Below are 17,949 nucleotides of genomic sequence, written 5' to 3'. Positions count from 1 at the left end.
CTCCTTTCACCACGTCGCCGTCTGATCAATCAGGTAGACTTCTCCAAGTGTCGCGAGTGCGTCATTCAAGTCTTCCGTGTGATCGCCGTCCCGCCCGTTGCGTGTCATCTGCATTTCTGGGAGAGTCACGTTCAATTCGACGAGTAACGGCGTGATCGTCTGATACCAACGATCAAGTAAAATCCCTTGCCCTTCAATCAACCGCATCTCTTCGATCAGTTGACCGTGTTCGCCATAATCGAACATGTCACCGAAGTCATGTAGCACTCGCTCAAGCGCTTCGTCCATCTTCTGGCGAGCTGTCTCCGTCGATTGATAGAGCTGGGTGAACCACGTTTGCCAGTGCAGCAAATGATAGTACAACTCCATATTGATCTTGACGGCAGCAGCAGCGAGTGGCTCGTAACTGCTCGATTTCAACGCATCAATCCGAATCTTTTTCGCGACCGTGTAGCAATAGTTCCGGACGACAGCGAATGCCCAGTCATATTCGGGTTTTTCCATGTAGTAGCCGGGTCCATTGACTCGTTCGACAAGAATCGAGTTCTTCCGTTCGTGTGCCAAGCGGACATGGGCTAACGCATCAGCATTGCCTTCACCAAGTTCCTCAAGGAGTTGGTAATACATTGCCGCATGCCCCATTGAATCTTGCGCGATTGAGGATGAAGCGACGTCCTCTTCGATATGCGGTGCAAGCCCGAGCCATTCCGAACCACGGTAAGCGTAGAGGAAATCATCATCTGCGAGTTGATACAGTAAGGAGGCGAGTGCCGTCCGTTCTTGTTCCGTCATTTGGAATCGCCTCCTTGCCACGACATGATTTCTTTTTCGTCAAGCATCTGTTGCTCGTAATGACGCCATTTTTTCTTCAAGTAGCCGTATCCTTTCGTCGTCCGGTAATCTTTATTGTCGAGCCGTTGGAGCATCTGCTTCTCATCGGGTGACAAACCACGGATATCTTCACGTTTGACGACCCAGATATCAACGACTGGTTCCCGGCGCATGAAGTTTTCTTGTGCCATCAGTAAAGCCATCTCTTTATTTGGAGCAAGTAAACTGAATTGATGCGTAAACGCCGCGTTCGGCGTCCGTTTGCTAAAGACTTCGAATTCGTGATAGAACGTCTCGTTCATCGTACCTTCCCCTCTCATGCCTTCGTTTCAGCGAGTGCATCCCGTACCCAAGCATTATTCTCATAAGATGTCCGGCGCAGATCCAGTCGCTCTTTCGAACGCGGTCCTCCACCTTGGATGATCGTCTTAAATTTCGTCCAGTCCGGCTGTGCGTATTCCCATTGTCCTGTCTCTTCATCAAAACGTAACGTCGGGTCTGGAATGACGAGTCCGAGCGAACGAATCCGCGGCACGTACTTTGTAAAGAAGTTTTGCCGGAGCTCTTCATTCGTTTTCGTCCGAATCTTATAAGCGATCGTCACGTCCTGTTTCGATGTCCCAGTCGTCTCTTTCGAGGCTGGTCCAAAGAACATCAACAAGGATTCCCACCACTCATCCAGTGATTCTTGAATCATTGCTCGCTGTTCCGGTGTTCCTTCTGCGAGTGCCATAATGATTGACTCCCCGTGCTGCGCGTGAAAGACTTCCTCTGCACAGATGCGTTGCAAGGCACGTGCGTACGGTCCGTACGAAGCGCCGAGCATATTCGTCTGCGTGATGATTGCCGCCCCATCGACAAGCCAACCGATCATACCGGCATCGGCCCATGACCGTGTCGGCATGTGGAAGACGTTATGGAATTTTAATCGTCCCGTGAACAAGTCATCCATTAAATCCCCACGTGTCTTGCCATATGGCTTCATCAAATCCTCGACGACACGAAGTAACAATTGCCCATGTCCCATCTCATCCTGGACCTTCGCCATGATGCCCAGTTTCCGTCGAAGCGATGGTGCTTTTGGGACCCATTCTTTTTCTGGAAGTGCACCCATGATTTCACTGATACCGTGCATCGAAATCAGTTTAATCAGTGTGTCCCGATAAAAAGCAGGCATCCAGTCATCGGCTTCGATCTTTTCGCCTTGCTCGATTCGTTCCTTGAAGCGTACTAATTTTTCGTCTTCCGTCAGTTGGACGGGTTCGAACAGTTGTGTTGCATCATACATGCTAGTTCCTCCTTTTGAATCAGACGAGTGATGTCGAGCGTCGATCAACGATCCGGACGGCTTTCCCTTCCGATCGTGGTAACCCTTGATGCGGATGGCAGACGAGATCAATGGAAATGAGGCATTCTGACTTGATGGCGTCACATATCGAACGCATTTGTCGCTCTGAGATATTTTCGAATTCGATATGTAGCTCAACAGCATCGAGTCCGGCTTTACGCACGAGATGGATTTGATAATGCGGCGTCACGTCCGGTTGTTGGAGCAAGACCCGCTCGATTTCTGACGGGAAGACGTTGACGCCTCGGATGATTAGCATGTCGTCCGTTCGCCCTTTGACACGTGACATCCGTGTCGTCGTCCGACCGCAAGCGCACGCCTCATGCGTGATCGAAGTTAAGTCACCCGTCCGGTATCGAATGATTGGAAGCGCTTTCTTTTTTAAGCTTGTAAAAACGAGTTCCCCGACCATGCCATCTGGTAACGGTTCCCCCGTAACGGGATCGACGACTTCTGTAATGAATAAGTCATCCATGATATGCAGACCTGCCTGCTTTTGACACTCCATCGCGACCCCCGGTCCCATGATTTCACTGAGTCCGTAAATATCGAGTGACTGCAGATCAAAGGTCTTTTCGAGTGTCTGCCGCATCTCTTCCGACCATGGTTCAGCTCCGAAGATGCCATAACGCATGCTTGTCTTCCGTGGATCGATACCACGTTCAATCATGCGTTCTGCCAATCGCAAAATATACGAAGGCGTACCGCAGATACCGTCCGGTCGGAAATCTTCGATCAATGTGATTTGGCGATCCGTGTTGCCACCGGAAATCGGTAGGATCGTCATGCCTAGTTTTTCGGCACCTGCATGAAGACCGAGACCACCTGTGAACAGTCCGTAACCATACGCATTGTGTAGCAAATCGGCTGGTGATCCACCAGCTAAGACTAAACTGCGTGCCACGGCACCGGCCCAGTCATCTAAATCTTCTTGCGTATAACCAACGACGGTCGGTTTACCGCTCGTTCCAGACGACGCGTGAATCCGGGTGATCTGTTCTCGTTCGACGGCAAATAGCCCGAACGGATAATGATCGCGTAAATCTTGTTTACGTGTGAAGGGAAACTTTCGTAGATCCTCAATCGTTTGAAAGTCATTCGCTGTCATCTGTAAGGCCTGGAGACGTTCTTGATAGAACGGGACACGCGTGACGTGTTCCATCGTTTGACGCAATTGCTCCATCTGTAGCTGCTCCCGCGTTTGAGCATCCATCGTTTCGTGATGTTGATCGTACATACCTGCACCTCCTCATCATGTATACAATAATAAAACGGTCGTTTATTTTTAGTTATATGTTTAACGTACGACACGTTCACAATGTTGTCAATCTTGTTTTGTTAAATGCTCCCAAACGATTCTCACTTTATCACTTCAACGCACTTTATCAATAAAATAATTGGCTTAGAACAAGAGATTTTATGATAGACAGTCTTTTTTTGGAAAATATTTCTGAAATGATTTGCTCATTTTGTAACGGGTTGATAAAATATCGTGTGACAAGTGTTATACTATTTTTGGTAAGACCACTTGATTGAATAAAGATTCGGTGTTGTGAAAGGGGATCACGATGAAACTAGGATTAGCTGTCGGGGATACAGCAGAGATTCAAGCGGTCGTCTCAGAAGATATGTTTGCACGATTTGAAGGTCAGCTCGTTCATCCTGCATACTCCACCGTTTCGATGGTTTATCACATGGAATGGGCAGCACGTCAACTGATTTTGCCTTACTTAGAAGCTGGTGAAGAAGGTGTTGGGGGTGCAGTTTCACTGAAGCATCTTGGTATGGCAGCTGAAGGAACACGATTGATCGTTACCGCTACAGTAACTGCGATGACATCACGTCGCGTTGACGCTAGCATCGAAGTCCGAGACGGACAAACGATCATCGGTACAGGGGAAGTCACACAATTCATTTTAGAAAAAAGCCGGATTCAAGAAAAATTACAAAATAACGTTCCAACAAAATGAAAGCGCTTACTTATATTTGATAGAGGAGGACTCTACTATGAACATGTTAAATCCATCTACAAATCCAACGCTCTCGATCATGGAAAAAATCGCTGGTCACGAACAAGTCGTCTTTTGCAACGATCCTGTCTCGGGGTTACAAGCCATCATCGCGATTCACGATACGACGCTCGGTCCTGCTCTCGGCGGATGTCGAATGGCGCCTTACGCTTCTGTTGATGAAGCACTCGACGATGTGCTGCGTTTGTCACGCGGTATGACGTATAAATGCGCTGCCGCTGACGTTGATTTCGGTGGTGGTAAAGCTGTCATCATCGGTAATCCAGCGACGGATAAATCACCGGAGCTTTTCCGTGCTTTCGGTCGCTTCGTCGATTCGCTTGGTGGTCGGTTCTACACGGGAACAGACATGGGCACGACGATGGATGATTTCGTCCATGCTAGCCGAGAAACATCACGGATCGTCGGCATTCCGGAAGCATTTGGCGGTAGTGGTGATTCATCGATTCCGACGGCTGAAGGTGTCGTTTACGGGCTTCGAGCGACGATCGAGACGCTCTTCGGTTCAGACGACTTAAGTCGGGCAACCTATGCGATCCAAGGACTCGGAAAAGTCGGCTTTAAGGTCGCAGAACAACTGTTGCTCGCAGGGGCGACGATTTATGTCTCTGACGTCAATGAAGCCGCACTTGCAGCAATCGTAACCCAAGCTGAAATGGCTCCTGGCACGGTTCGCGTCGTCTCGCCTCACGAAATCCATCTGACGGATGCTGATATTTTTGTTCCGTGTGCATACGGTGGTGTCATTCACGCCCAAAATATTGCTCTCTTACCGTGCAAAGCCATCTGTGGTTCGGCGAACAACCAACTCGCGGAAGAACAACTTGCTCACGTCTTGATGGATCGCGGCATCTTATATGCCCCAGACTATATCGTCAATGGTGGTGGTCTGATCCAAGTAGCAGACGAACTCTATGGAGCGAATCATGAACGGGTTCTCTTAAAGACACGCCACATCTACGACGCAGTGCTCGAAGTCTTCAAGGAGTCGCAAGCAGAAAACATCACAACGGTCGAAGCGGCGAACCGGATGTGTGAAAAACGGATGCAGATCCGGGCGAAACATAACAACATTTTCACGAACACGACAAAACCAAAATGGGATATCCGTAACCACTGAAGGAGGGACTGACATGGAGCAACATTTTCCGATTCAACGCATCATCGATGAAGAAGGTCGTCTCATCGACGCATCAAAAGAACACGATCTGACAAAAGAGCTCGCCCTCACCCTGTATGAAAAGATGCACCGAATTCGGACGTTCGACCGGAAAGCGATTAACCTACAACGTCAAGGTCGCCTCGGCACTTATGCACCGTTCGAAGGACAAGAAGCCGCTCAAGTCGGTAGTGCACTCGCGTTGTCCGATCAAGACTGGTTATTTCCGACGTACCGGGATCATGGTGCGACATTGACGTTTGGCGCTGACATGGTTCGGACGCTGCTCTACTGGAACGGTCGTGTCGAAGGTTGTGTTCCGTCTGAGAAACACATCTTCCCTCCTGCCGTTCCGATTGCAACGCAAATTCCGCATGCCGTCGGTGCCGCGTGGGCTGAAAAACGAAAAGGTACGACGAATGTCGCTGTCGCCTACTTTGGTGACGGGGCGACGTCTGAAGGCGATTTCCATGAAGGAATGAATTTCGCAAGCGTCTTCCAAGCACCAGTCATCCTCTTTAACCAAAATAATCAGTTCGCGATCTCTGTTCCGATCGAAAAACAGATGCATTCTGAGACGATTGCGCAAAAAGCGATTGCCTACGGGATGCCGAGTGTTCGGATTGATGGAAATGATGCCTTTGCCGTCTATTTTACGATGCAAGCAGCCGTTGAACGTGCCCGCTCTGGTGGTGGACCAACATTGATCGAAGCTGTCACGTGGAGGTTTGGTGCCCATACGACAGCAGATGATCCAACGAAATACCGGGATCAAGCCCGCTCGCGTGACCGGGTTGATCCACTCGATCGACTCGAACAATTCCTAAAACACCAAGGCTATTTTGACGAAACGTGGATGCAACAGCTGCAGGAACGGCATCAAACAGAAGTCGAAGCGGCAGTAGCTGCGATGGAGCAATTCAAGGCACCAGATGTCAATGATCTGTTCGATCATACGTACGCGACCTTACCGGTTGATGTCCAGCAACAAAAAGAAGCGTATTTGCTAGCAAGGGGGAAATGAGATGGCAACACCAATCAATCGTCAAACAGAGATGACACTCGTTCAAGCTGTCACGGATGCCCTACGGACAAAATTGTCGGAAGATGAGACGACACTCGTTCTTGGAGAAGATGTTGGAAAAAACGGTGGTGTTTTCCGAGCGACGGACGGCTTACAAGAAGAGTTCGGTGAAGACCGGATCGTTGATACACCGCTCAGTGAAGCCGGTATCGTCGGTACATCGATCGGACTTGCCATCAATGGCTTTAAACCAATCGTCGAGATTCAATTCCTTGGTTTCATCTATCCTGCCTACGAACAAATCATGACCCACGTCTCCCGTATTCGAATGCGGACGATGGGACGCTATAGTGTCCCGATGGTCATCCGTGCGCCTTATGGTGCCGGCATCCGGGCACCGGAAATTCATTCCGACAGTACAGAGGCACTCTTTACATCGATGCCCGGTCTTAAGGTCGTCTGTCCGGCGACACCGTACGATGCAAAAGGGTTGTTGATTGCTGCCATTGAAGATCCAGATCCTGTTTTGTTCCTCGAGTCGATGCGCAGTTACCGCTCATTCAAGGAAGTCGTACCGAGCGAATCCTATACCGTTGAGATCGGAAAAGCGCGCTGCGTCAGTGAAGGGACGGACGTGACATTGATCGCTTGGGGAGCAATGGTCCAAGTGGCACAAAAAGCAGCAACTGCTGCGCAAGAACGCGGTATCTCTTGCGAAGTTCTCGACTTACGCACGCTTTATCCGCTTGACCGGGACACGATCGCTGCTTCCGTTCAAAAGACCGGTCGTGCCGTCATCGTTCATGAAGCCGCAGCGATGGGCGGTCTTGGTAACGATCTCGTTACGTTGATCAACGATACAGCGTTTCTTTATTTACGGGCACCGATTGCCCGCGTGACCGGTTTTGATGTTCCGGTACCGCTATTCGCCCTCGAAGACCATTACATTCCGACGCCGGAACGAGTCCTTGCGACGATTCAGCGTACGGTCGAGTTTTAAGGAGCTGAGTCCCATGATCGAAGTCAAGTTACATGATGTCGGGGAAGGTATGACGGAAGGTGAAATCGCGCATTATCTCGTTCAGGTCGGAGACCACGTCACGACCGATCAACCGGTCGTTGAGGTTGCGACCGATAAGATGGTCGCTGAACTACCAGCTCCTGTCTCCGGAATCGTCAAGGAAATCATCATTCCGGTCGGTCAGACGGTGCAAGTCGGTACGACGTTGTTGCATATCGAAGCAAGCAACGCTTCTGACATTCCAGTTGCGGTAACACCTGAAGTGTCGCGCGTACCTGAACCAGCGCCTGTCACTGTCGCCGCCCCACATGTTCAAGCATCTCCATCAAAACGTGTCCTAGCGACACCGTATACACGAAAACTCGCTCGTGACCACGGAATTGATATCGAAGCTGTGACTGCTTCAGATCCATCAGGTCGGGTTTCAGAGGACGATGTCCTTCGCTTCGTCAATGCTGCAGCTACTCCACAGGAGACAATTTCAACGATCGTCGAGGAAGTCACGCAACAACAAATGCCACCGGAAACGATTCCGTTCCGTGGTATCCGTAAGCAGATTGCGAAAAAGATGACCCAGTCGCTGTACACGATTCCGCACGTCACCCACTTCGAGGAAGTTGATATGACGCGCTTGCTTGCCCTGCGTGCCGAATGGAAAGCCGCTGGACGAAACATCAACATCAATGCTTTCTTCATCAAAGCCTTGATCGTTGCCTTAAAAGACTATCCCGTCTTCCATGCCAAACTCGATGAAGCGAATGAATGTATTCGATTAGAGCAGGATTTCCACTTCGGAATGGCAACCGAGACACCGGACGGACTGATGGTTCCTGTCATCCGTCATGCCGATCAGCTCTCACTGACCGAACTGCATGATCAACTGATCGCGCTGCAGCAACGTGCTCAAAACGGTGCCTTACGCGCAGCAGACTTAAAACCGAGCACCTTTACAATGAGTAATGTGGGTCCACTCGGCAGTACGGGGGCCACGCCAATCATCAACTATCCGGAAACAGCATTAATTGCCTTCCACAAGACGAAAAAACGAGCCTGTGTCGATGAAGACGATCAAATCGTCGTCCGCTCAATGATGAATTTGTCGATGTCGTTCGATCATCGCGTCGCAGACGGGGCAACGGCCGTTGCCTTTACGAATCGATTCGTTTCACTGATCGAACATCCGACTACCCTACTTTTGGAGTTGATCTAACATGGTTGTTGGCGAACTTACACAAGAACGGGATCTCCTGATTATCGGTGGGGGTCCCGCAGGTTACACGGCAGCAATCCGTGCTGCACAAGGCGGTCGTAAGGTGACACTAATTGAACAAGCTGAACTTGGTGGACTGTGTTTGAACCGAGGCTGTATCCCGTCAAAGGTCTATGCGCATGCAGCAGAAGAGATGCTCCGCTTGCCCCATCTCGAAGATCTCGGATTCACCGTCCCTACTGTCCATGATTTCAGCAAAATGAATGCTTACCGCAATCGGGTCGTGCAGCAATTACGTCAAGGTGTCGTCGCCCTCTGTCAGGCAAACCAGATTGAGCATATTTCTGGTGCAGCTTCCTTCCTGTCAGAAGACCGGATCGGTGTTGAGTCGGGACATCAGTTCGACACGTACCGATTCCAAGATGTCATCATCGCGACCGGTAGTCACAGCATCCAGCACGAGGAATCGTGCCGACTGAATGCCGAACAGCTTTATCAACTCGATCAGTTACCCGAGAGCTTATTGATCATTGGCTCCGACACATTAGCACTTGAAGCCGCAGCCTGTTTCCATGCTCTCGGTACAAAGGTGACGTTGTTTGCCGATCAATTGTCGCTCGAACCAAGCCTTGAAAAGGAACTGAAGCGGACATTCAAAAAACAAAAAATCCGTCTCGTATCGGATGTCGTAACACAGATTGACGCTTCAGTGGACGCGACCGTCACGGTCATGAAAAACGGTGAAGAAGTCACCTATCAGGGCACCTATCTGTTCCAATCCCTTTCCCGGATCCCGAACAGTTTGACGCTCGGTCTCGAACGGATCGGCGTGACGCTTGCAGAAGATGGAACGATTCCAGTCGATGCCTACGGACAAACAAATCAACCGCATATTTACGCGATTGGTGATGTGACCCCAGGTCCACAGTTTGCCACTCGTGCGATTCATGAAGCGAAGCGGACCGCAGCTCACCTGTCCGGTCAAGACGTCGATTCGACGACACCATATTATCCGACCGTTCTACGGACGTTTCCACCGATTGCTTCGGTCGGGATGACAGAACAGGAAGCCCGTGAAGCCGGGCATACAGTTCAAATCGGACAGTTCCCGCTGAACGCAAATGGAGCGACGACGATCGAAGGCGGCAGTGGTTTCGTCAAGGTCATTGCTGACGAACAAACGTCACTGGTCCTTGGCATTCATATGATCGGTGACGATGCCCATCGTCTCGTTGGACAATTCACCCAAGCACTAGAACTGACAGCGAAACGAGAAGATCTTCTCTTCCCTGTCATGGCACACCCCAGTCGAAGCGAAGCGTTGACAGAATCGATAGAAGCCTTATTCGGTCAATCGATTCACCTCCCACCACGGCAACAAGTTGGTTCGCGCGCATAATCAAAGGGGTGCTCAGTAGAAGCACCCCTTTCTTGTTCTTATTCTTCTCATCCATCATTTCAGCTCGTGTAGAAAGGACAACATGTCATGGAACTGTACTTCACTCACTTACACTGGAACACCCATACGTTTCCGGTCGCCGCTACAGCGGATGGCCTCTGTTATGTCGGTGCTTGGGATGAACCGGAGGAGTTATTTGACGACTGGTCGCATAAACACTTTCCTCGTGCAGAGCGGCTCGCCTCAGACACCACCCTCGCTCCGTATACGGAACAGCTACTGGCTTATCTGAATCAGCAGTCGACGACACTCACCTTTCCGCTTGCGCCTGTCGGTACCCCATTTCAGCTCGAAGTCTGGCACGCATTACGTGCGGTTCCATATGGTCAAACTGCAACCTACTCTGACATCGCAGAACGTCTCTTTCGCCCAAATGCGACACGTGCAATCGGTACAGCGATCGAAAAAAATCGCTTACTGCTCGCGATTCCGTGTCACCGGATCATTGGTAAAAAAGGAGATCTCCTCGGCTATCATGGTGGACTGAACATGAAGCGGACGCTACTCGCGCTCGAGCAACGTCTCTGACTCTCGCCCTTCTTCACTGAAAGACAGGGCAAAAAGAATTCCGAACGGATCGCGGACTTGCGCATACCAGCCCCCAAAGTCTGCTACAGCAAGCGGGATGACGATTTGACCGTCTGTCGCTAATCGTTGATACAACTGCTCTACTTCTTCATATGAGGTACAGGTCAGTAACAGATGGAGCGAAGAAGTGTCGTTTGACGCGTCACTTTCGTCCCACAGCATTAATTCAAACGCCCCATTCGATAAATGTGCGTGGTAAACGGTATCTCCTGCTTCATCGAGTATGATACGACGACGTGTCATCTCAAACACGTTCTCATAATAAGTGATTGCCCGCTTCGCTTGTCCCGAAAATACGAGACACGGGGTCGCTGCATACAACATGGAAATTCCTCCTTTGTGAATGATCTCATAATCCTTTCGCGCTTTTCATTCGAAACCCTTTTCCATACACAAAAGCCCCACTTCCATGTCTAATCGGGCACGGTAGCGGGGCTTTTCTTCGAATCAATCAAGATACTACACCAAAGCGATAAGCTGTTTTCCAGTGATACGTCTCACCTGGTGACAATAGGATCGATGGGAAATCCGGTTCATGGACCGCATTCGGATGAACTTGCGTTTCAAGACACAAGCCAAGCGACGGTCGAGCAGGAACACCATGAATCGTATAATCAGTCAGAAGTTGCGTTCCAGTATAAACTACGACTGCCGGCTGATTCGTCGTGACGTCGACAAAGCGACCAGACACAGGGTCTACCAGTCGTAGTGTATCCTCTCGTAAAATGAATGGATGATCGTAGCCGTTTCCGACAGCAATCGTCTCGGGATACTCAAGCATAACCCCGTCACGAATCGACTGACCGCTCCGGAAATCGAACGGGGTTCCGGAGACATCCCGTTGTTCACCCGTCGGTAAGCCGTCTGACTGGACCGGTAAGTAGCGATCACTTGGTAACGTCAAGATATGATCTAACACGTCTCGCTTTGCATTTCCCGATAGGTTGAAATACGTATGATTCGTCAGGTTGAGTGGTGTCGTCTGATTCGTCACAGCCGTCATCTCAAGCATCAACGTCGTTCCCTCTAGTCGATAATACACATCAAGCGTGACCGTTCCAGGGTACCCTTCTGCTCCATCCGGACTATCCAAGCGCAAGTGGAACAATGTATCCGTCGCTTCAACGACCTCAAACCACGCTTGATCAAATCCATGAATTCCACCATGCAGATGATTCGCACCGTCGTTTGCGACGAGCGGATAAACTTCTCCCGCTACTTCAAAACGTGCCTGTCCGATTCGACCAGCGACACGTCCGACGATTGCTCCGAAATACGGTGAATGTTGTTGATAGTCTTTCACCGTTTCAAGACCGAGGACGACACTTTCTAAATGACCATCTCGATCAGTCGTCCGGATATCTTGGATGATGCCACCGTAGTTCCAAAGTGTCACTTCGATGCCTTCCTGGCGTAACGTATGTCGGATCAACTCTTTTTCAAGTAGTTGTGTCATCGTTGTTCCTCCACCGGTTGGCGCGTCACGAGTTGAACGAATCGTCCGAACGCCGCCTGACCTTCTTCCGTCTGTTTAAAGACACCACAGTCTTCGAGTCCGCGCACGAATTTCGCAGCAACTGCTTGCTCGACGTATGTCGTGACATCTTGACCGTCATACGTTTGTTTCAGTTCCTGTGCCCACTCGGCATGTGCTACTGCCACTTCATCGACTTCGCCCGTGATGAACTGTTCAACTTGTTGCAACTCTTGTAGCAAACGCGCCGGTAAGACTGCCAGTCCCATCACCTCAATCAAACCGATATTTTCTCGTTTGATATGGTGAATATCCGCATGCGTATGGAAAATACCATCCGGATGTTCTACTGACGTTCGGTTGTTCCGTAAGACAAGATCAAGCTCGAATTGTCCATCGCGCTGACGGGCAATCGGTGTTACCGTATTGTGTCGTGTCTCACCGGTATGCGAACGAATATCCTGACTCTCATCCGTATACGTCAACCACGTCTCATAGACAGTCGTCGCCGCATCGAGTAATGCCGATGGATCTGTACTTTTCAGGCGTAACACACTCAGTGGCCACTGTAAGGTTTCACCGGTAACCGTCGGCTGATCCGGAAACGTAAAGGATGTTAACGTTTTCGCCCGGTCCATCGCAAACGTATAGCGTCCGCCTTGATAGTGATCATGGGTCAGGATGGATCCTCCGACGATCGGTAGATCCGCGTTCGAGCCAGCAAAGTAATGTGGGAACTGCTCAACAAAGGCGAGCAGGCGTGCAAACGCATCCCGATTGATGACCATGTCACGATGTTCCTGTGACAAGATGATGCTATGTTCGTTGTAGTAGACGTATGGTGAATACTGCAATGCCCACGATTCTTCCGTCAGTGTGAGCGGAACAATCCGGTGATTCGCACGTGCTGGATGATTCGCACGACCCGCGTAGCCGACGTTTTCGACACACAACAGACACGTCGGATAGTTCGACGCCGTTGGTGTCTCCGTCCGAGCTGCCGCAATTTCACGTGGGTCTTTTTCTGGCTTTGATAAGTTGATCGTGACATCGATCGTCCCGTAAGCTGTCTCTGCTTGATACCGTTTATTCTTAGCGATCCGTTTCGTTTGGATGTAATTGCTCGCTTGGCTCAGTTGATAAAAATAATCCGTCGCCGCTACCGGTGATTCAGCATACAGACGGCGGAACGTCGCCGTCACATCAGAGGGACGCGCGACGAAGATATCCATCACGTCTGCAGCAAACTGTTCTTTATCCTCAAGACGCGCTGGTAACTGTTCGCTTGTGATCAACACTTCGATCATGTCGTCCAAAATATCTGGAATCGGACGTGACACGACGTCTGCCTGTTCTTCAAAAGCGACTTGACCGACTCGCGCTAGAATCCGATTTCGGGCATAGATCGCATCTTCCGGTTCAATCAATCGCTCATGGATTGCTCGTGCTACTAACTGTTGGATGAGTTCATTCATCGCCGTCACTCTCCTCATTCTTTCTCTCTTTAACGAACGCTCGTCCGGTATCCTTCTGGGTTGTGTGCATGCCAGTTCCAAGCATCACGGATGATCGTTTCGATATCTGTCCGTTGTGGTGTCCAGCCGAGGATTTCTTTTGCTTTTGTAGATCCGGCAATCAAGGTACTCGGATCTCCTGCACGACGTTCGACGATGCGTTCCGGAATCGGATGTCCCGTCACGCGACGTGCAGCTTCGATGATTTCCCGAACAGAGAACCCTTGGCTCGAACCAAGATTAAAGACTGTGCTATCGTTTCCATCCGCCAAGTAATCGAGTGCCCGTACGTGGGCATCAATCAAGTCCTCGACATGGATGTAGTCGCGGATGCAGGTACCATCTGGTGTTGGATAATCATCACCGTAGATCGAAATTTCTGCCCGTTGTCGGTTAGCGACTTCAAGGACGAGTGGAATCAAATGGGTTTCCGGTGTGTGGTCTTCTCCAATTTCACCAGTTGCGCGTGCACCAGCGACATTGAAGTAACGTAACGCGACGTAACGTAAGCCATACGCTTGTTCACACCATTGCATCATCTTCTCCATCATCAACTTCGTCTCGCCGTACGCATTCGTTGGACGTGTTTTCGCTGTTTCAAGAATCGGCATCTGTTCCTGTTCACCGTACGTTGCTGCCGTCGAAGAGAAGACGATCTGTTTGATGTCATGGGCAATCATCGCTTCGAGCAACACTTGTGTACCATAGACGTTGTTGTCAAAGTAGCGTAATGGTTCTGCCATCGACTCTCCAACGAGTGAGAAGGCTGCGAAATGAACGACTTGTTCAATCGTTTCTTCCGTAAAGACGCGATCGAGAAAAGCACGATCGCGAATGTCCCCTTCATATAGACGTGCATGCGGATGAACCGCTTCACGATGACCGGATTGCAGATGATCGATGACGACGACATCCTTTCCGGCATCAATTAATTGATAGACGGCATGGGAGCCGATATAACCGGCTCCACCTACGACTAATGTTGCCATTTAGATGACCTCCCGTTCGATTTCACGTGCCCCGTCACCGACCGTCGCCGTATAGAACGTCGCCGGGTATCCGATCCGTGCTTCATAGTGTTCGCCGACAGCTTGTTTGAACGCGTCGACTGCCTCGTCTTCAACGATTGCAATTGCACAGCCACCAAAACCAGCACCTGTCATCCGTGCGCCGAGCACGCCGGATTGCTCCCAAGCGGCTTCGACGAGTGTATCGAGTTCAAGCCCCGTCACTTCATAGTCTTCCCGTAACGAGACGTGCGATGCGTTCATCAACTGACCGAACGACGTCAATTCTCCCGCTTCTAGTGCCGCAAGCGCCTGAAGTGTCCGTTCATTTTCTGAAATCGCATGTCGTGCGCGACGCATCAAAGTTTCGTCTTCCCACGCGACTTTTGCAAATTCAGCTGTCGTCCACTGTCCGAGCGCTTCTCGTGGCGTGACTCCGTTGAGATAGGCGAGTGCTGCTTCACACTCTGCTCGACGTTCATTGTATTTTGAATCCGCCAGTTCACGGCGTTTATTCGTATTCATGATGATGATCGTATACCCTGTCAAATCGAGTGGGGCATACGTATAATCGAGCGTCTCACAATCGAGCAGTAGACCGGCACCCGCTTTTCCCATACCGATCGCAAATTGATCCATGATGCCACTGTTGACGCCGATATAGCGATTTTCGACTTGTTGCCCGAAACGAACGAGATCAAGTCGTGGAATTTCTAATGCGTACAATCGATCAAGCAAAACACCGATGACGAGTTCAAGCGAAGCTGATGACGAAAGACCGGCACCGTTCGGAATGTCACCTTGGATCAGGATGTCACATCCTGTATCAATCCGGTAACCCGCTTCTTGTAAGACTGAAATCATCCCCTTCGCATAGTTCGCCCAACCATGTGTCGCGTCATATGCGAGTTCGTCGAGTTCCACTTCGATGATGCCGTCCTGCTCAAAATTCAGTGAGTAGAAGCGGAATCGTTGATCGTCACGCTTTCGAGCAATCGCATGTGTCCCGAACGTCAACGCGCACGGAAAGACGTGACCGCCATTGTAATCCGTATGCTCGCCAATTAAATTGATTCGTCCTGGTGCAAAGAAGCGATGCGTCGACGGTGAGCCAAACCGCTGTTCAAATTGTGCTTCTAACGTCTGGTCTGTCATACGATCGTCTCCTTTGGTTCAAGTAGTGAGAGCGCACGATGGACAGGTTGAATCCGCAAGCAGCGGGCTTCATAGTCCGTCGTGTATGAGAACGTCAAGCCTTGTTGCATCAAGTAAGCGCCGCTTAACGTCCGGTCCTCGACTTGGTAGCGCATTGCCGGGTCGAGTCCTTTTAATGTGAAGTGATACTGATGTGCCCCGTACTGCCGAAGTGGCGCGATCGCGAGCAACACCGTTTCTTCTTCCGATGTATATTGCATGACGCTTGGCGTCTGTTGTGTAAAAGTAGATAGGCGGTACTGGATACCGCGTTGAACCGTCGGACGAATCACTTGATATGTCTCGATCCAGCCCTTTGCTTCCGCGAGTTCATCCGTTGACCACTCACTTAAGTTACCGCCGATGCCGAGTGTTCCTTGCATCGAGGAGACGAAGCGTGTCGCAAGCGGCACGTTGCGTCCATTCAACCAGTTCGGTCCGTCCGTCACCCAGCAGCTCATCATCTTCGCATTGTAGGCGTAAGAGAAGTCATGCTGGATTTGCAAGCGATCGATTGGATCGGTATTATCACTCGTCCAGACTTGTTCCGTCCGTGAGAGGATCCCGAGATCGATCCGTCCACCACCACCGGCACATGCTTCAAAGTCGACGGTCGGGTGCAAGCGACGTAATTCATCAAAGATCCGGTATAACGCATCGACGTGGCGTTTCCATAATTCTTGTTGGCGATCCGTCTGGTCTTTTGGCACACCCGGTTCAGAGAAAGCACGGTTCATGTCCCATTTGATGTAATCGATCGCGTGACGCGTCAGTAAATCGTCCATCATCTCGAGAATGAACTGCTCGACTTCTGGTAATCCAAGATTTAAGACATATTGATTCCTTGACGTCGTCCGGACTGCATCGCGTGCATGGTAAATCCAGTCTGGATGCGCCCGATATAAATCAGAATCCGGGTTGACCATCTCTGGTTCGACCCATAGTCCGAATTGTAAGCCTTGTTGTTTTACATACGAGATCAAAGGCTCTAGACCGTTCGGAAACTTATCCCGATTGACGTGCCAGTCGCCAAGTCCCGCTTGATCGGAATGCCGTTCACCAAACCAGCCGTCATCGACGACGAACAGTTCACAACCAATTCCTGCCGCAAGATCGACAAGTTCACGTTGACCAGATTCCGTCACATCGAAATACGTCGCTTCCCATGAGTTATAGAGCACAGGACGATCGGTCGAACGCGGCATGATGACGTCACGCTGGAACGCATGCGCATGAGCGCTCATATCCGCAAACCCATCCGCATAGCCAATGTAGAACGTTGGCGTCGTCAACTGTTGTTGATACGATAGTTTCCAACTGAAGTCAAACGGATTCATACCACCTGACAGTTGAACGAAACCGAACGCATCCTGTTCGACGTGAATCGCCCAGTTACCGGAGTAAGCAAAATGTCCGTAAACGACTTCGCCGCTATCCTCTGTTGCATCTTGTTCGAGTGCGAACCAGGGATTCGCTTGGTGACTCGTCACCCCACGTCGGCTTTCGATTGTTTGGCGTCCTGGTGTCACCGGTGTAATTTGTTTCTTAAACTCACCTGTCCACATACCTGCGAAATGATGCAGCTTTAAATTCGGTTGATGCCATCGTCCCATCGCAAACGACTGGGCTGCTGTCAAACGAACAGGTAATCGTCCCGCGTTTTCAACGACAATCGAACGACCAATGATATCGTAATCGGCGAATACTTCATATCGAACACCGACGCGCAAGTCCTGTAATGGATCAAAGAGCCAGAGCGTCAATTCAGTTTCCGTCTGTTCAGCGCGTTCAAACTGGAACTGATGAATCCGTTGCCCATCCTCTCGTTCCGACTTCAATGTCGGCTCCGTATACAACATCTCACCGAACGGTACGAAATCGTACGTCGCGACGCCGTCTGGTGATTCAAACGAACTGTGCGCGACGACCGGACTCGGTAACGCTTCATAATCATCTCGATATGGTAGCTTGGCACCGAAATACGTGTGGATCAACTTGCCGTTCGTACCGATCGTGACGACGTGAGCGACCCGTTTCCCTTCGATGACGAAACGACGTCCTGCTACTTCAAAGATTGCCATGGTTCTCTT

17 protein-coding genes are annotated in these 17,949 nt (G+C 50.4%); 7 read left to right on the top strand and 10 right to left on the bottom strand.

What is annotated here, in order from left to right; genetic code table 11:
* Positions 1 to 6: 6 nt before the first annotated feature.
* From paaC to ADM98_RS05185, 4 genes are read right to left on the bottom strand one after another with little or no spacing between them, the layout of a single operon-like run.
* Positions 7 to 792 (bottom strand): 1,2-phenylacetyl-CoA epoxidase subunit PaaC, encoded by a 786-nt coding sequence (paaC, locus tag ADM98_RS05200; protein WP_053452550.1) that lies wholly within the window; start codon positions 790 to 792, stop codon positions 7 to 9.
* Positions 789 to 1,133, bottom strand: a complete 345-nt coding sequence (gene paaB / locus ADM98_RS05195; protein ID WP_023466991.1) for a 1,2-phenylacetyl-CoA epoxidase subunit PaaB — start codon at positions 1,131 to 1,133, stop codon at positions 789 to 791. The genes paaC and paaB overlap by 4 nt, the downstream gene beginning before the upstream one ends.
* Before the next feature lie 14 nt (positions 1,134 to 1,147).
* A complete protein-coding gene (gene paaA, locus ADM98_RS05190) occupies positions 1,148 to 2,119 on the bottom strand; it encodes a 1,2-phenylacetyl-CoA epoxidase subunit PaaA (RefSeq protein WP_053452549.1) in 972 nt (323 codons plus the stop codon).
* Between the two features lie 19 nt (positions 2,120 to 2,138).
* Positions 2,139 to 3,416: a phenylacetate--CoA ligase family protein gene (locus tag ADM98_RS05185; protein WP_053452548.1), complete on the bottom strand. Its 1,278-nt coding sequence runs from the start codon at positions 3,414 to 3,416 to the stop codon at positions 2,139 to 2,141.
* Between the two features lie 331 nt (positions 3,417 to 3,747).
* Between ADM98_RS05185 and ADM98_RS05180 the strand changes: the two genes are divergently transcribed.
* The 7 genes from ADM98_RS05180 (at position 3,748) to ADM98_RS05150 (ending at position 10,610) form a co-directional block, all read left to right on the top strand.
* Positions 3,748 to 4,149 (top strand): thioesterase family protein, encoded by a 402-nt coding sequence (locus ADM98_RS05180; protein ID WP_023466986.1) that lies wholly within the window; start codon positions 3,748 to 3,750, stop codon positions 4,147 to 4,149.
* Positions 4,150 to 4,186: 37 nt separating this feature from the next.
* Positions 4,187 to 5,329: a Glu/Leu/Phe/Val family dehydrogenase gene (locus tag ADM98_RS05175; RefSeq protein ID WP_023466985.1), complete on the top strand. Its 1,143-nt coding sequence runs from the start codon at positions 4,187 to 4,189 to the stop codon at positions 5,327 to 5,329.
* A gap of 13 nt (positions 5,330 to 5,342) precedes the next feature.
* Complete coding sequence (pdhA, locus tag ADM98_RS05170) at positions 5,343 to 6,392, top strand: pyruvate dehydrogenase (acetyl-transferring) E1 component subunit alpha (protein WP_053452547.1); 1,050 nt, start codon at positions 5,343 to 5,345, stop codon at positions 6,390 to 6,392.
* Between the two features lies 1 nt (position 6,393).
* A complete protein-coding gene (locus ADM98_RS05165) occupies positions 6,394 to 7,392 on the top strand; it encodes an alpha-ketoacid dehydrogenase subunit beta (protein ID WP_053452546.1) in 999 nt (332 codons plus the stop codon).
* A 13-nt stretch (positions 7,393 to 7,405) separates the two neighbouring features.
* Complete coding sequence (locus tag ADM98_RS05160) at positions 7,406 to 8,623, top strand: dihydrolipoamide acetyltransferase family protein (RefSeq protein WP_053452545.1); 1,218 nt, start codon at positions 7,406 to 7,408, stop codon at positions 8,621 to 8,623.
* 1 nt (position 8,624) lies between these two features.
* Positions 8,625 to 10,022, top strand: coding sequence for a dihydrolipoyl dehydrogenase family protein (locus ADM98_RS05155; RefSeq protein WP_053452544.1), 1,398 nt, complete (start codon positions 8,625 to 8,627; stop codon positions 10,020 to 10,022).
* A gap of 87 nt (positions 10,023 to 10,109) precedes the next feature.
* Entirely contained in the window at positions 10,110 to 10,610 is a 501-nt protein-coding gene (locus tag ADM98_RS05150) for a methylated-DNA--[protein]-cysteine S-methyltransferase (RefSeq protein ID WP_053452543.1), read from the top strand.
* Here ADM98_RS05150 and ADM98_RS05145 read toward each other — a convergent pair.
* The 6 genes from ADM98_RS05145 to ADM98_RS05120 form a co-directional block, all read right to left on the bottom strand.
* On the bottom strand, positions 10,584 to 10,994 hold the full coding sequence (locus ADM98_RS05145) for a VOC family protein (RefSeq protein ID WP_053452542.1): 411 nt from the start codon (positions 10,992 to 10,994) through the stop codon (positions 10,584 to 10,586). The two genes, ADM98_RS05150 and ADM98_RS05145, sit on opposite strands and share 27 nt — an antisense overlap.
* A 127-nt stretch (positions 10,995 to 11,121) precedes the next feature.
* The gene (locus ADM98_RS05140; protein WP_053452541.1) at positions 11,122 to 12,126 is read right to left on the bottom strand and encodes an aldose epimerase family protein; all 1,005 of its coding nucleotides are present in this window, start codon (positions 12,124 to 12,126) and stop codon (positions 11,122 to 11,124) included.
* Positions 12,123 to 13,619, bottom strand: a complete 1,497-nt coding sequence (locus ADM98_RS05135; protein WP_053452540.1) for a UDP-glucose--hexose-1-phosphate uridylyltransferase — start codon at positions 13,617 to 13,619, stop codon at positions 12,123 to 12,125. The genes ADM98_RS05140 and ADM98_RS05135 overlap by 4 nt, the downstream gene beginning before the upstream one ends.
* A gap of 29 nt (positions 13,620 to 13,648) precedes the next feature.
* Positions 13,649 to 14,647, bottom strand: a complete 999-nt coding sequence (gene galE / locus ADM98_RS05130; protein WP_053452539.1) for a UDP-glucose 4-epimerase GalE — start codon at positions 14,645 to 14,647, stop codon at positions 13,649 to 13,651.
* The gene (locus ADM98_RS05125) at positions 14,648 to 15,820 is read right to left on the bottom strand and encodes a galactokinase (RefSeq protein WP_053452538.1); all 1,173 of its coding nucleotides are present in this window, start codon (positions 15,818 to 15,820) and stop codon (positions 14,648 to 14,650) included.
* Entirely contained in the window at positions 15,817 to 17,940 is a 2,124-nt protein-coding gene (locus tag ADM98_RS05120) for an alpha-galactosidase (protein WP_053452537.1), read from the bottom strand. The genes ADM98_RS05125 and ADM98_RS05120 overlap by 4 nt, the downstream gene beginning before the upstream one ends.
* Positions 17,941 to 17,949 lie beyond the last annotated feature (9 nt).

This window comes from Exiguobacterium sp. BMC-KP (genome assembly GCF_001275385.1).
Classification (GTDB): domain Bacteria; phylum Bacillota; class Bacilli; order Exiguobacteriales; family Exiguobacteriaceae; genus Exiguobacterium_A.
Note: the sequence above shows the minus strand (reverse complement) of the source record. Positions and strands in the feature narration are given on the sequence as shown.